Genomic DNA, 13,386 nt, shown 5'->3' with positions numbered 1-13,386 from the left:
CTCGCGATGAGACCGGTATCTCCGCTAAATGTGCAGCGGCCGGGCGTCCATCTTCGCGAGCAAGCTTGCTCCCGCGTTACCTAGCATAGAAATTGCAATTCCGATCGCGCCCTGTGCTGACGCGATTTCCTTGACGCTTCGTCTATTACCGATTGATTCGGATGAGTCCAATTGCGTCGGCATCGCTGTTAGGCTGGGCGCCAATCGTCCACTCACCAGGTCTTCCCGATGTTAGAGCGCATGCTGGTTGTCTGTGCCCTGCTGCTGGCCACGCAGACCGCCGGGGCAGTCACGATCTATCGGTTCACCGATGCCAATGGCGTGGTGTCGTTTACCGACCAGCCCGTGCGCGGCGCGCAGGTGATGAAGCTTCGCGAGCGCATGGTCGAGCGCATCGACAGCCAGGTGCGCCTGAGCGTCAAGAAAGCCAATGGCAGCGACAGCCTGTATGTTCGCAATGATCTGTACGCGCCCGTGGAAGTCGAACTGCGTCTGGCCGGGGTGAAGAATGTGGTCGGCGTGTCGGATCAGGTCATTCGTCGTACGATTCCAGCGCGCAGCAACGAACGCCTCATCGCCCTCAGCCCGCAAGTCGCCAGCAAGGCCATGACCTATAAGCCCAGTCTGCGATCAATCGTGGGCGACCCGGAGCGCGGTGTCTCAGCGAATGGATTTGCCTATCGCTATCCATTGCCGTGGGTGGGCGGGCCGTTTCGCATCAGTCAGGGTGCCAACGGGTCCTACAGCCACGTTGGCGCCAAGAGCCGCTATGCGATCGACATCGCCATGCCCGAAGGCACGCAGATCATTGCTGCGCGGGGCGGTACCGTGATCAAGACCGAAAATGCCCAGTCGGGCCGTGGCGCCAATCCGTCAGGCAACTTCGTGCGCATCCTGCACGACGACGGCACGATGGGCGTTTATCTGCATCTGCAGCAGGGATCGGTGAGCGTCAAGGAAGGCCAGCATGTGGCAGTGGGCGCGCCGCTCGGGCGGTCCGGCAACACCGGCAACAGCACCGGCCCGCATTTGCACTTCGTGGTGCAGCGCAATGTCGGGCTGGCGCTGGAGTCGATTCCGTACGAATTCTCGCAACCGGTCCAGAGCCTGCCCAACTTCGCGATTGGCGGGAATTGATCATCTGCTCTGACGGGCAGGTCAATCCAGCTTCAGCACCTTCGCCAGCACGATCTTCGGGCCTTTCATCTTCTTGATGATGATGCGCAGGCCTTCGACTTCCATGACTTCCTCTTCCTCAGGCACGCGCTTGAGGCTGTCGTAGATCAGGCCTGCCAGGGTTTCAGCTTCAACGTGGTCCAGATCAATGCCCAGCAGGCGCTCGACCTTGAACAGCGGGGTGTCCCCGCGAACCAGCAGCTTGCCCGGCTGATAGGCCAGAATCCCGCGCTCGGCCTTGCGGTGTTCGTCCTGAATGTCGCCCACCAGCACTTCCAGCACGTCCTCCATCGTCAGGTAGCCGATGATCTTGCCGTCGGCTTCTTCAACCAGCGCAAAGTGCGCGCCGCCTTGACGGAACTGCTCCAGCAGACGCGACAGTGGCATGTGCTTGGACACCCGCTCCAGCGGCCGCGTGAGCTCGGCGAGGTTGAAGGACTCGGGAAGATGGTCCAGCGCCGCCAGCTCCAGCAGCAGGTCCTTGATGTGCAACAGACCCACAAACTCGTTGCGGTCCGAGTCGTACACCGGGTACCGGCTGAACTTGTGCCGACGGAACATCGCGAGGATTTCTTTGAGCGGGGCGTTGAATTCCAGCGAGACCATGTCTTCGCGGGAGTTCGCCCAGTCCACTACTTCCAGCTCGCCCATCTCCACAGCGGAGGCCAGCACGCGCATGCCCTGGTCGCTCGGGTCCTGACCGCGGCTTGAGTGCAGGATCAGCTTGAGCTCTTCACGGCTGTAATGATGCTCGTGATGCGGGCCGGGCTCACCTTGGCCTGCGATGCGCAGAATGCCGTTGGCACTGGCGTTGAGGAGATAAATGGCCGGGTACATCGCCCAGTAGAAGAGGTACAGCGGCACCGCCGTCCACAGCGACAACAGTTCGGGTTTGCGAATGGCCCAGGATTTCGGCGCCAGTTCACCCACCACGATGTGCAGGTACGAAATCATGAAAAAGGCGCTGAAGAACGACACGCCTTTGACGACTTCCGGCGATTCCACGCCTACGGTCTCGAGCAACGGCGCCAGCAGGTGAGCAAATGCCGGCTCGCCAACCCAGCCCAGGCCCAGCGACGCCAGCGTAATACCCAGCTGGCAGGCCGACAGATAAGCATCGAGCTGACTGTGAACGGTGCGCAGGATGCGCCCGCGCCAGCCGTTTTTCTCGGCGATGGACTCGACGCGGGTCGAGCGCAGTTTGACCATGGCGAACTCGGCCGCAACGAAAAATCCGTTGAGCAGAACCAACACCATTGCGAAAAGAATCATGCCGAAATCGGCGAAGAGTGAAGCCAGGCTGATACCAGGGGAAGGGTCCATGATGGGGTTTTGCAGGTTCCGTTTTGAAGTGTGGAATGAAACAAGCCCTCACAATTGGAGGGCACAAGGGACGCAATTTAGCGGCTATCTACAGGCTTGCCTAGGCTTTGGTCATCTGCGCCGGGGCAAAGTTGCAGATAAACACACTGCCCTTGCCCGGGACGCTGTTGATTTCCAATGCCGCTCGGTGGCGCAACAGCACGTGCTTGACGATTGCCAGGCCCAGGCCTGTGCCGCCGGTATTTGATGCGCGGCTGGAATCAACCCGGTAGAAGCGCTCGGTGAGGCGTGGAATGTGCTTGCTGTCGATGCCGATGCCGGAGTCCTGCACGCTTAAGTGTGCGCCACGGCCGTCACTCCACCAGCGGATGCGGATCTTGCCCTCGGCCGGCGTGTATTTGACGGCGTTGAAGATCAGATTGGAGAACGCGCTGCGCAGTTCGGCCTCGCTGCCCTTGAGTCTGTCGTCGCTTTCCAGATCCAGAGTGATCTGTTGATTCTTGCTCCCCGATAGCGCCTGAGCATCATTGGTAATGCTTTGCAGCAGCGACGACACGGCCACGGGCTGGTTGTCCGACGGATAATCGGTGGCTTCCAGCTTGGCCAGCAGCAGCAGGTCGTTGAGCAGCGTCTGCATGCGCCCGCCTTGCTGATGCATTTGCTGCAACGCCCGGACCCAGCGCGGATTCACTTCCTCGACGTTATCCAGCAGCGTCTCGAGATAGCCGCAGATAACCGTCAACGGCGTGCGCAGTTCATGGGACACGTTGGCGACGAAGTCTTTGCGCATTTGCTCAAGCTGGTGCATGCGCGTCACGTCGCGCACCAGCATCAAATGCTCGTTGTTGCCGTATCGGGTGATCAGCATCTGAATGCGCAGGCGGTCATTGACCGGCGAAGGGATCTCCAGCGGCTCGGCGTAATTGGCGTGCTCGAAGTACTCTTTGAAGCGCGGATGGCGCACCAGATTGGTCACCGGCTGACCGCTGTCCTGGGGCGTCTTCAAGCCCAGCAAGGTTTCGGCAGCGCGGTTCCACCATTCCAGGTTGCCGTCGCTGTCGAGCATGATCACGGCATCTTTCAGTGCGGCAGTGGATTCCTGCACACGGTCGATAACCGCTTGCAGGCGGCCACGCACGCGCTGGTCGCGTCGTTGCAGATGATAAATGCTGTCGAAGACTTCACCCCATAAGCCATAGCCATCGGGCGGCGGCTCGTCGGGTTTGTGATGGCGAAGCCAGTCATGCAGGCGCAGCAGCTGTTTGAGGGTCCAGGCCAGATAAAGCCCCAGACCGATTGCCAGACACCCGCCGTAATGCCCGCTGATCAAACCGGCCAGCAGCGAGGCTGTGACCAACATCAGCAAGTGGCGGATCAGGGTGCCATGCCAGTTGTGATTCAATTAACGCGTCCTTGTCTTCAGCGGTCTGAATCGCTGCCAAAGGCTTCTTCAGCTTTTGGTGGAGAAACGGTAGCCAGTACCGCGGACGGTTTGTACCAGATTTTCGTAAGCCTCGCCGAGGGCTTTGCGCAGACGCCGGATGTGGACATCCACGGTGCGCTCTTCCACGTAGACGTTTCCGCCCCAGACCTGATCGAGCAACTGCCCGCGGGTATAGGCGCGTTCCTGATGGGTCATGAAGAATTGCAGCAGGCGGTATTCGGTCGGGCCCATCTCGGCAGGTGTGCCGTCGATGGTCACACGGTGGCTGATCGGGTCGAGCAGCAGACCGCCTACTTCGATCGGTGATTCGCCATCGTTCGGGGCTGCGCGACGCAGCACGGCCTTGAGCCGGGCGACCAGCTCGCGAGGAGAGAATGGTTTGGTGATGTAGTCGTCGGCGCCGACTTCGAGGCCCTGGATCTTGTTGTCCTCTTCGCCTTTGGCCGTGAGCATGATGATCGGGATGTCGCCGGTCAGTTCGTCACGCTTGAGGCGGCGCGCCAGCTCGATGCCGGATGTGCCGGGCAGCATCCAGTCCAGCAGGATGAGGTCCGGCTTGCGGTCGACGATAACGGCGTGGGCCTGTTGCGAATTCTCAGCCTCAATGCAGTCATAGCCAGCCATTTCCAGTGCGACGGCAATCATTTCGCGTATGGGCGCTTCGTCGTCGACGATCAGAATGCTCCTGCCAACCATGCCTCGAACCTCATGTCATTTAACTGTCTTGGGGCGCATTAGATAACGGAATTATTGCAGTCGTGTGACAGGTTAGTTCGAGCTAGGCGTATTCGCCGGTCTAGCGCTAAGCTGGCGACTTGTCCTACAAGAAACGTCCATACATAGACAAACAAGAAGAGGATTCATCCATGGCTAAAATTTCTTCCGCTCTGATGCGCCTTTTGGCGGCAGCCGCACTGGCGTCCTCCGGCATGGCATTCGCTGCCGCGCCTGCAATGACCAGCGACGGCATGCTCACCGACCACAAGGGCATGACGCTTTATACCTTTGACAAAGACACCTCTGCAGGCAAGTCCGTCTGCAACGATCAATGCGCAACCAACTGGCCGCCGCTGACCGCCACCGCCAGTGATAAGCCTGAAGGCGACTGGACCATCATCAAGCGCGATGACGGCGCCTCGCAGTGGGTTTACAAGGGCAAGCCGCTGTACTTTTTCAAAAGCGATAAGGCCGCTGGCGACAAAACCGGCGACGGCAAAGGCGACGTTTGGCACATCGCCAAGCCTTGATCTGAACCTTCGCGCTGCGTCGGCCCGAATCGGTCAGCGCAGCGCGTAGTCCACTACGATACCGACGAAAATCGCCAGCCCCGCCCAGTGGTTATGCAGAAAGGCTCTGAAGCAGGCTTGCGGGTCTTTGTCCCGGGTCGACCAGAACTCCCAGGCGAAGCATCCCGCCGCCACCAGCAGGCCGATAAAGAAGTACAGGCCCAGCTCAAAGCGTGTACCCGCCAGCATCAGGCAGAACAATGCCAGGCATTGCAGCGTCAGGATGATCACCCGATCCGCGTCGCCGAACAGCACGGCCGTGGATTTTACGCCGATCTTCAAGTCGTCCTCGCGATCCGTCATCGCGTAATACGTGTCATATCCCACCGTCCACAGCAGATTGGCGATGTACAGCAGCCACGCGGCAGCCGGCAGCTCGCCGGTCTCGGCGGTGAACGCCATCGGCATGCCCCACGAGAACGCCGCACCCAGCACCACTTGCGGGTAGTAGGTATAGCGCTTCATGAAGGGGTAAGTCGCTGCGAGGGCCAGCCCGCCGAATGACAGCCAGATCGTCGTCGCGTTGGTGAACAACACCAGCACAAAGCTCAGCGTCACCAGCACGGCGAACAGAATCAGCGCTTCTTTTGACGTCACCCTGCCGCTGACCAAGGGCCGCTGCTCGGTGCGTTTGACGTGGCCGTCCACCTTGCGGTCGGCGAAGTCGTTGATCACGCAGCCCGCCGCACGCATCAGGAACACTCCGACGACGAAAATCAGCAGCGTGCCAAGGGAGGGCGAACCTTTGCCGGCAATCCACACGGCCCACAAGGTGGGCCACAGCAACAGATAGATGCCGATGGGTTTGTCGACGCGCGTGAGCTGGACGAAGTCCCAGGCACGCGGGTGCAAACGGTTCAGAGATTTGAGCAGCGACAGGTACATCAGCGGCCCTCTTGGGCGTGCAGTGGAAGGTGGGCTTCGATCGCGCGCCATGCGGTGGGCAAAAACACTTCCGCCACCAGAATGCTTAAAGCCCCACGGCTGAAACAGGAGCGGCGGCCCCACAAGCCTTGCTGTGAATCCGTCGCAGGCAGCCATTTTGCAGGATAGCGGCAGACCTGCAGGGGGCCGCGGACGAAGGCTTTATCGCTGAACAGTAACTCCCCCAGCGATCGGGTACCGAGTTCGTCCATGTGCAGGCCGGCATGCTCCAGCGCTCCTCTCCCGGCAACACTGCGGGCAAACACCCAATTTTCATCATGGCCCAGCAGATAGACTTCCCGTACCCAGCCCTCGCTGCCTTCAGGTAAGTTCAGTGCAGCGCATTCATCATCACGTAGACGCTGCCAGCCTTCGAACTGCGGACTGACAGAGAAGCGATTGTCAGAGAGGCGGGTCAGGCGTCGGGTCAGGGAATCTTCGTGGAACAGCCACTCAAGAACGATCGGCGAAGGCGCTTCGATCAACTGATCGCGCGAAAGCCATTCAGGCGTTGGAAATGCTGGGGTTTGCTGGATCACGGGGGACAAACACAGGCGGCAATCGGGGCGGCGAGCTTAGCATGATTGCGATTTTGACCGACGACCGGAGCGCCCTTCCATGGTCGCAGTGAAGCTACTGACGCCTTCCCGGCTAAAGCCAGTCCTACTGGCGACATGCGGTGTTAGTAGGACCGGCTTCAGCCGGGAAGAGGCCGGTGTGTGCGCAATCAATTTTGCGGTGCGGCCGCTAACGTCTTGCCGGCTAAAGCCAGTCCTGCTGGCGATATGCGGTGTTTTTGTAGGACCGGCTTCTGCCGGGAAGAGGCCGGTGTGTGCGCAATCAATTTTGCGGTGCGGCCGCTAACGCCTTCCCGGCTAAAGCCAGTCCTACTGGCGACATGCGGTGTATTTGTAGGACCGGCTTCAGCCGGGAAGAGGCCGGTTTGGACGCTATCAATCTTGCGACATGAAGACCGACGCCATCGCAGCCAGAGCCAATCCTCCGAAAAGCGCGCGCGTTGTACATCAATGAAACTTGCGTCATGACGCTGTGATCAGTAAAAGGCCTGACCCATTCGATAAACTTCGCGACCACAGCGGAACGTCTGGGACGTCTAGCCTGAAACCAAGAGAACCGAGCGATGAAAAAGTGGCAATGCATAGTCTGTGGCCTTATCTACAACGAAGCCGACGGTTGGCCGGATGACGGCATCGCGCCGGGCACGCTCTGGCAGGATGTGCCGGAAGACTGGCTGTGCCCCGACTGCGGCGTCGGCAAAATGGATTTTGAAATGATCGAAATCGGCTGATCCGCCGACTTCCATGACCCTCTGGAGAAATGAATGAACGCACCTGTCGTGATCATCGGCACCGGGCTGGCCGGCTACAACCTTGCCCGCGAATTTCGCAAGCTGGATGGCGAAACCCCGCTCTTGCTGATCACCGCCGATGACGGCCGTTCATACTCAAAACCCATGCTCTCCACCGGCTTTGGCAAAAACAAGGAAGCCGATGGACTGAGCATGGCCGAGCCGGGCGCCATGGCCGATCAGCTCAAGGCTGAAGTGCGCACGCACACCCGCGTCAGCGGCATCGATCCGGGGCACAAGCGTCTGTGGATCGGCGAAGAAGCGGTCCCCTATCGCGATCTGATTCTGGCGTGGGGCGCGGAAACCGTGCGCGTGCCGGTGGCGGGCGACGCTGCCGACGCCATATTCCCGATCAACGATCTGGAGGACTACGCGCGTTTCCGTGCCGCTGCCGCCAGCAAGAAACGGGTGTTGATCCTTGGGGCAGGCCTGATCGGCTGCGAGTTCGCCAACGATTTGATCCTGGGTGGCTACGAAATCGACCTGGTTGCGCCATGCGAGCAGGTCATGCCGACGTTGCTGCACCCTGCTGCCGCCGCAGCGGTACAGGCCGGGCTGGAGAGCCTGGGCGCGCGCTTTCACCTTGGCCCGTTGCTGACTCGGCTTGAGCGCACCGACGACGGGCTCGAAGCGCATCTGTCGGATGGCGAGGTGCTGCACTGCGATTTGGTGGTGTCGGCCATCGGCCTGCGCCCTCGCACTGATCTCGCCGCAGCGGCGGGCCTGGAAATCGGGCGGGGCGTTGTGGTCGACCGGCATTTGCAGACTTCCCACGCCAACATCTATGCACTGGGCGACTGCGCTGAAGTCGATGGGCTGAACCTGCTCTACGTCATGCCGTTGATGAACTGCGCCCGGGCATTGGCGCAAACTCTGGCTGGCACGCCCACACCCGTCAAATATGGCCCGATGCCGGTCACCGTGAAAACGCCGGTTTGCCCGCTGGTTGTCTCCCCGCCGCCGAAGGGCCTGGAAGGTGTCTGGACCGTTGAAGGCGAGGGCGCCGACATCAAAGCGCTGTGCCGCGACAGCGACGGTAACCTGCTGGGTTACGCCCTAACAGGCGCTGCAGTGATGGAGAAGCTCGCGCTGAACAAGGCCTTGCCCCCGCTGTTGGCCTGATTAACAGTCGTTCTGTCGGATAAGCCATCTTTTAGTTGAAACAAACGTGTCCCATGTACTGGCGTGGGTCACGGTGGCGTGCCATTCTCATTCCGGTCTGCCGCAACGTAGAGCTGTTGCGGCACCTGCTCGCTGTCCGCAAGGGCTGCACGGGACATAAAAACAAAAAACCGTAAAAGAGGCTTCATATGCGTAAACCAGAACTCGCAGCGGCTATTGCCGAGAAAGCAGATCTCACCAAAGAACAAGCCAATCGCGTCCTCAACGCCGTGCTCGACGAAATCACCAACGCGCTGCACAAAAAGGACAGCGTCACGCTGGTCGGCTTCGGCACTTTCCTGCAACGCCATCGTGGCGCCCGTACCGGTAAGAACCCTCAGACCGGTGAGCCCGTCAAGATCAAGGCCAGCAACACGGTTGCATTCAAGCCGGGCAAGTTTCTCAAAGACAGCGTTAATCCGGACTCGGTAAAGCCAGCGAAATCAGCCAAGCCTGCTGCCGCCGCCCAAGATGCCAAGCCAGCCAAGGCAGCAGTCGCCAAGGCACCTGCAGCAAAGAAAAAGTAATTCGCTGAGCGCTCTGCGGAGGGCGAGCAGCATGGAGATGGGCATGCCGATCAGTCGGCATGTCCATTTTTTTTATGCTCGACGAATCCACCTTGCGGACCTGCGCGTTACGTCTACTCCGCCACTTTGCGACTGAGCGGTTCTGCTTGCTCATCGGGCGATCAAGCTCGCTACACTGCGGCTGGTTACCCTGACCGCCGTCTATTCCATGAGGCCCACGCATGAAGTTTCGCTTTCTACTCTGGATGTTGGGCCTGTTGATGGCCCGCGCCAGTCGCAACAATCCCGCTTTTCAGCAGCAACTCGCGGGGAAGGACCTGGCTTTCCAGTTGCAGACGGCTGACGGCAAGATTGCCCGGCATTTCATCGTGCACGAGCAACGCGTCAAGAGCCGCGCGGGCACCTTTGCCGCACCTGCTTTCGTGATCGCTTTCAAGGATGCCGATTACGGCTTTGCCACCCTGCAGGCTCGGAACAAGCAGCTCGCGTTCATGCAGGGCATTCAGGACAAGAACATCGTGGTCACCGGCAATGCCGGCCTGGTGATGTGGTTTCAAGGGCTGACGAAGTATTTGAAGCCGAGGAAGAAGAAATAGTCTTCCCCGGCCAGTCCGAGATCAGCTGAACTGAGAGGCCAGTTCGCGCAACAGCACTTCGGCCTCCAGCACTTTCTTCACCACGTCCTGGGCTTTCTCGCGAGAGAGCTTCAGACGCTCTAGCAGCTCGTCCGGAATGCTTTCCAGAGGGCCTGAGCCGATGCCTTCCTTGCGCAGCAGGCTCACGGCCAGGCACACCAGGTTCGCATATTTGTAATGCTCACCTGCGTAGTGCGGATCGTGCTGAAAGCGCAGTGCGATGACCAGTTCCTCCGGCATGTCCCAGTTGCGCATCAGCCAGGAGCCGATCTGCTCACGGGTGATGCCCAGCAGGTGCTGCTCGACGTAGCTGTGGTGCAAATGCGGATTGACTTCGATCTGGCGGCAGATCAGCGAAAAGTGCGGTGGAAACACATGCGCCAGCAGCAGGTAGCCGAAGTTGTGCAGCAAGCCGGCAAGGTACGTCAGGCCACTTTCCGGGCGCTCGGCACGGGGCATGGCGCGGGTCAGCCCTTCGATGATCGCAGCCGTATAAATCGACTGCTGCCAGTACGGCGTTGCCTGCTGCGGATGATCCTTGGGCAGCGCCAGGGTTTTGCCCAACGCCAGACCGAGTGCAAGATTGATCACCAGATCAAAACCCAGCACGCGAACGATGGCATCTTCCACCGAGCGAATTTTGCCGGCCGAACCGTAATACGGGGAGGCCGCCCAGCTCACGACCTGTGCCGCCAATGCTGGATCGGTTTCGACTACACCGGTGATGTCATCGATGGTCGCGTCCGGGTCGACACGCAGCTTGATGATCTTCTGCGCCGTGTCGGCCAACGGCGGGATTTCCACCGTTGACTCCAGACGCTGCTGAATACGCCGGGCGGTGAAATTCTGTACGGCTTTGGTGATCTCCTCGCGGTCGTCATCGGGACGCGTGAGGTTGGGGGTGACCGACGCCACCGGTTCGCCGAAGCGGGCGGCGCTGGCCTTGGTCAGCAGCGTCTTGAAATCCTCGCTGCTGATTTCCAGCAACAGGCCCGGTTCGCCAGAGTCGATCAGAACAGCAGGGCCGGAGAGAATGCGTTCTTCGTACAGGCAAGGCGAGCTGGTCAGTGCAGGCAGGCCGGGCAACGTGCCGAGTTTATGCTTCTGCAGCATGAGTTCGAGCGACTCTTTCGGCACCGCCTTCAATTTGCGGCCGGTCAATTCGGTAATGCGATTGAGGTCGAGCAGATGGTTTTGTGGAAGCAGGATGAACAGCGCGCCGACGGAGTCATCGACCAGAATGGCCTGAACTTTCTGTTGGAGCGGGAGCGACTCGTCGTCGGTTACTTCACGAAAGTCGATTTTGCCTAGCAGCTGCCGAATGACGGAAGGGCAGTGTGGGGTTGCGTCGATGTGGGCAACTTCTGTCATGGCCTGTATCCAGATTCCTACAATCGCTGAAGTATAACCAGCTTAGTTGTTATAGAGGTGAGACACCCTGTTATTGCGTTGACTGCTTCACACTTGGCCGTATTGCTGGCCATGGCGCAGCCAGCGTTCCAGCAGCGGACTGACGTGTTGCGGCCAGCGTTCGAGCAGCGCCTGGGCGGCGTCCCTGACCGCCGGCAGCAGATCTGCATCGCGCATCAGGTCAGCCACCTTGAACTGCAACAGCCCTGTCTGGCGCGTGCCGAGCATCTCGCCGGGCCCGCGCAGCTCCAGATCCTTTTCGGCAATCACGAAGCCATCGTTGGTCTCACGCATGATGCCCAGCCGCTGACGACCGATCTGAGAAAGCGGCGGGTGATACAGCAGCACGCAATGGCTGGCGGCGCTGCCCCGGCCGACCCGACCGCGCAATTGATGAAGCTGGGCCAGGCCCAGGCGTTCCGGGTTTTCGATAATCATCAGGCTGGCGTTGGGGACGTCCACGCCGACTTCGATCACCGTTGTTGCGATCAGCAGATTCAGGTTGCCCTGCTTGAATTCGCCCATGACGGCGGCTTTTTCGGCGGGCTTCATGCGTCCGTGAATCAAACCGACCTTGAGCTCACCCAGCGCGCTGGTCAGTTCCTCGAACGTGGTTTCAGCGGCCTGACACGTCAGCTCCTCGGACTCCTCGATCAGCGTGCACACCCAATACGCCTGTCGGCCTTCGGCGCACGCGTTGCGCACGCGCTCGACGACTTCGATCCGTCGACTGTCGACAACCAGAACGGTGTTCACCGGCGTACGCCCGGGCGGCAGTTCGTCGAGGATCGACGTGTCGAGGTCGGCGTAGGCGCTCATCGCCAGCGTGCGCGGAATAGGCGTTGCGGTCATGATCAACTGGTGCGGACACATCGAGCCGCCGACGCCTTTCTTGCGCAGGGCCAGCCTTTGCTGAACACCGAAACGGTGCTGTTCGTCGATGATGACCAGCGCGAGGTTCTTGAACTGCACCTCGTCCTGGAACAACGCGTGGGTGCCGACGACCATGGGCGTGCCACCGGCGATCTGCGCCAGTGATGCTGCCCGTGCCTTGCCCTTGAGTTTGCCCGCGAGCCAGGCCGTCTCGATGCCGAGAGGCTCCAGCCAGCGGGTGAAGTTGATGAAATGCTGTTCGGCAAGAATCTCGGTGGGCGCCATCAGTGCGACCTGATAGCCCGCCTCCAGCGCCTGAAGCGCCGCGAGTGCTGCGACGACCGTCTTGCCAGCGCCCACATCGCCCTGAATCAGCCGCAGCATCGGTTCCTGCTGACTGAGGTCGTAGGCGATCTCGTTGCCGACGCGCTGCTGCGCCCCTGTGGGCGGGAATCCGAGGTTGGCGAGGAATTTCTCCGGCAGGCGTTTCGCCGGGGGCAGTGCAGGCGCGCGTTGCGAGCGCAGGCTTTCACGCAGGCGTTGCTGGGAAAGCTGGTGCGTCAGCAGCTCTTCGAATGCCAGTCGGTGCTGAGCCCAGTGATGGCCTAGCGCGAGTTCTTCAACGTCGGCATCAGCGGGCGGGTTGTGCAGGTAATGAATGGCCTCAGCCAGGGGCGCCAGTTGGTGGTCGCGCGCCAGCTCGTCCGGCAGCCAGTCTGGCAGGCTCTTCGGCCCAAGCATCGACAGGCTCTGGTGACACAGTTGCCGCAGCCGCTGCTGGGTGAGGCCTTCGGTCGTGGGGTAGATCGGTGTCAGCGTCTGCTCCACAGCAACCGGCTCATCGCCAGTGATTGCGCGGTATTCCGGGTGGTAGATCTCAAGCCCGGAGGCGCCGGGACGGGCTTCACCGTAGCAGCGCACGTGTGTGCCGCGCTTGAGTCCGTCCTTCTGCGCGTTGCTGAAGTGATAAAAGCGCAGGCTCAACACCCCGGTGCCGTCGCCGATCCTGACCAGCAGACTGCGACGTTTGCCCATGACGACGTCGGCGCCGCTTACGACACCTTCGATCACAGCGTCCTGACCCGGGCGCAACTCACCGATGGGCACGACGCGAGTCCGGTCCTGATAACGCAAGGGCAAGTGAAACAGCACGTCTTGAATGTTCTCAAGACCGACTTTCGCCAGCTTTTCAGCCATGGCCTCACCGACGCCTTTTAGCGCCGTGACCGAGACATGAGACAGCTCCGTCATACCGTCC

General features: G+C 60.5%; 12 protein-coding genes and 1 pseudogene. 6 read left to right on the top strand and 7 right to left on the bottom strand.

Going from position 1 to position 13,386, the window contains the following annotated elements:
- Positions 1-228 precede the first annotated feature (228 nt).
- A complete protein-coding gene (locus tag AC3ISG_RS24545; protein WP_489298180.1) occupies positions 229-1,137 on the top strand; it encodes a peptidoglycan DD-metalloendopeptidase family protein in 909 nt (302 codons plus the stop codon).
- A gap of 21 nt (positions 1,138-1,158) precedes the next feature.
- Here the strand turns inward: AC3ISG_RS24545 and AC3ISG_RS24540 are convergent, their stop codons facing one another.
- From AC3ISG_RS24540 to phoB, 3 genes are all read right to left on the bottom strand, one after another.
- The gene (locus AC3ISG_RS24540) at positions 1,159-2,499 is read right to left on the bottom strand and encodes a hemolysin family protein (protein ID WP_122623573.1); all 1,341 of its coding nucleotides are present in this window, start codon (positions 2,497-2,499) and stop codon (positions 1,159-1,161) included.
- Between the two features lie 100 nt (positions 2,500-2,599).
- Positions 2,600-3,859, bottom strand: a complete 1,260-nt coding sequence (gene phoR / locus AC3ISG_RS24535; RefSeq protein WP_241043500.1) for a phosphate regulon sensor histidine kinase PhoR — start codon at positions 3,857-3,859, stop codon at positions 2,600-2,602.
- Positions 3,860-3,949: 90 nt separating this feature from the next.
- Positions 3,950-4,639, bottom strand: a complete 690-nt coding sequence (gene phoB, locus AC3ISG_RS24530) for a phosphate regulon transcriptional regulator PhoB (RefSeq protein ID WP_037016751.1) — start codon at positions 4,637-4,639, stop codon at positions 3,950-3,952.
- 170 nt (positions 4,640-4,809) lie between these two features.
- Between phoB and AC3ISG_RS24525 the strand changes: the two genes are divergently transcribed.
- Positions 4,810-5,190: a COG4315 family predicted lipoprotein gene (locus tag AC3ISG_RS24525; protein WP_122534187.1), complete on the top strand. Its 381-nt coding sequence runs from the start codon at positions 4,810-4,812 to the stop codon at positions 5,188-5,190.
- Between the two features lie 33 nt (positions 5,191-5,223).
- On the opposite strand, the gene ubiA is transcribed toward AC3ISG_RS24525, so the two are convergent.
- Positions 5,224-6,114: a 4-hydroxybenzoate octaprenyltransferase gene (gene ubiA, locus AC3ISG_RS24520; RefSeq protein ID WP_489298179.1), complete on the bottom strand. Its 891-nt coding sequence runs from the start codon at positions 6,112-6,114 to the stop codon at positions 5,224-5,226.
- Positions 6,114-6,692: a chorismate--pyruvate lyase family protein gene (locus AC3ISG_RS24515; RefSeq protein ID WP_489298178.1), complete on the bottom strand. Its 579-nt coding sequence runs from the start codon at positions 6,690-6,692 to the stop codon at positions 6,114-6,116. Before AC3ISG_RS24515 ends, ubiA begins: the two co-directional genes overlap by 1 nt.
- 602 nt (positions 6,693-7,294) lie before the next feature.
- On the opposite strand from AC3ISG_RS24515, the gene AC3ISG_RS24510 reads away from it, so the two are divergent.
- From AC3ISG_RS24510 to AC3ISG_RS24495, 4 genes and pseudogenes are all read left to right on the top strand, one after another.
- Complete coding sequence (locus tag AC3ISG_RS24510) at positions 7,295-7,462, top strand: rubredoxin (RefSeq protein WP_002555879.1); 168 nt, start codon at positions 7,295-7,297, stop codon at positions 7,460-7,462.
- Positions 7,463-7,495: 33 nt separating this feature from the next.
- Complete coding sequence (locus AC3ISG_RS24505; RefSeq protein WP_205485465.1) at positions 7,496-8,644, top strand: NAD(P)/FAD-dependent oxidoreductase; 1,149 nt, start codon at positions 7,496-7,498, stop codon at positions 8,642-8,644.
- Positions 8,645-8,832: 188 nt separating this feature from the next.
- A pseudogene (locus AC3ISG_RS24500) lies at positions 8,833-9,102 on the top strand (HU family DNA-binding protein); the annotation flags it as partial.
- 329 nt (positions 9,103-9,431) lie between these two features.
- Positions 9,432-9,806, top strand: a complete 375-nt coding sequence (locus AC3ISG_RS24495) for a helicase (RefSeq protein WP_122534183.1) — start codon at positions 9,432-9,434, stop codon at positions 9,804-9,806.
- A gap of 21 nt (positions 9,807-9,827) precedes the next feature.
- Here the strand turns inward: AC3ISG_RS24495 and AC3ISG_RS24490 are convergent, their stop codons facing one another.
- Together AC3ISG_RS24490 and recG are read right to left on the bottom strand one after the other, a co-directional pair.
- The gene (locus tag AC3ISG_RS24490; protein WP_122534182.1) at positions 9,828-11,216 is read right to left on the bottom strand and encodes an aminoacyl-tRNA deacylase and HDOD domain-containing protein; all 1,389 of its coding nucleotides are present in this window, start codon (positions 11,214-11,216) and stop codon (positions 9,828-9,830) included.
- An 87-nt stretch (positions 11,217-11,303) separates the two neighbouring features.
- Positions 11,304-13,379 (bottom strand): ATP-dependent DNA helicase RecG, encoded by a 2,076-nt coding sequence (gene recG / locus AC3ISG_RS24485; protein ID WP_489298177.1) that lies wholly within the window; start codon positions 13,377-13,379, stop codon positions 11,304-11,306.
- Positions 13,380-13,386: the final 7 nt, after the last annotated feature.

The organism is Pseudomonas sp. GL_135 (assembly GCF_057834665.1).
The sequence above is the reverse complement of the archived record's forward strand: the minus strand, read 5'-3'. Positions and strand labels throughout refer to the sequence as shown.

Excerpts from the sequence above, each read along its gene's own strand:
- AC3ISG_RS24545 (WP_489298180.1), top strand. The coding sequence starts at position 229 with ATGTTAGAGCGCATGCTGGTTGTCTGTGCCCTGCTGCTGGCCACGCAG.
- AC3ISG_RS24540 (WP_122623573.1), bottom strand. The coding sequence starts at position 2,499 with ATGGACCCTTCCCCTGGTATCAGCCTGGCTTCACTCTTCGCCGATTTC.
- phoR (WP_241043500.1), bottom strand. The coding sequence starts at position 3,859 with ATGTTGGTCACAGCCTCGCTGCTGGCCGGTTTGATCAGCGGGCATTAC.
- phoB (WP_037016751.1), bottom strand. The coding sequence starts at position 4,639 with ATGGTTGGCAGGAGCATTCTGATCGTCGACGACGAAGCGCCCATACGC.
- AC3ISG_RS24525 (WP_122534187.1), top strand. The coding sequence starts at position 4,810 with ATGGCTAAAATTTCTTCCGCTCTGATGCGCCTTTTGGCGGCAGCCGCA.
- ubiA (WP_489298179.1), bottom strand. The coding sequence starts at position 6,114 with ATGTACCTGTCGCTGCTCAAATCTCTGAACCGTTTGCACCCGCGTGCC.
- AC3ISG_RS24510 (WP_002555879.1), top strand. The coding sequence starts at position 7,295 with ATGAAAAAGTGGCAATGCATAGTCTGTGGCCTTATCTACAACGAAGCC.
- AC3ISG_RS24505 (WP_205485465.1), top strand. The coding sequence starts at position 7,496 with ATGAACGCACCTGTCGTGATCATCGGCACCGGGCTGGCCGGCTACAAC.
- AC3ISG_RS24495 (WP_122534183.1), top strand. The coding sequence starts at position 9,432 with ATGAAGTTTCGCTTTCTACTCTGGATGTTGGGCCTGTTGATGGCCCGC.
- AC3ISG_RS24490 (WP_122534182.1), bottom strand. The coding sequence starts at position 11,216 with ATGACAGAAGTTGCCCACATCGACGCAACCCCACACTGCCCTTCCGTC.
- recG (WP_489298177.1), bottom strand. The coding sequence starts at position 13,379 with ATGACGGAGCTGTCTCATGTCTCGGTCACGGCGCTAAAAGGCGTCGGT.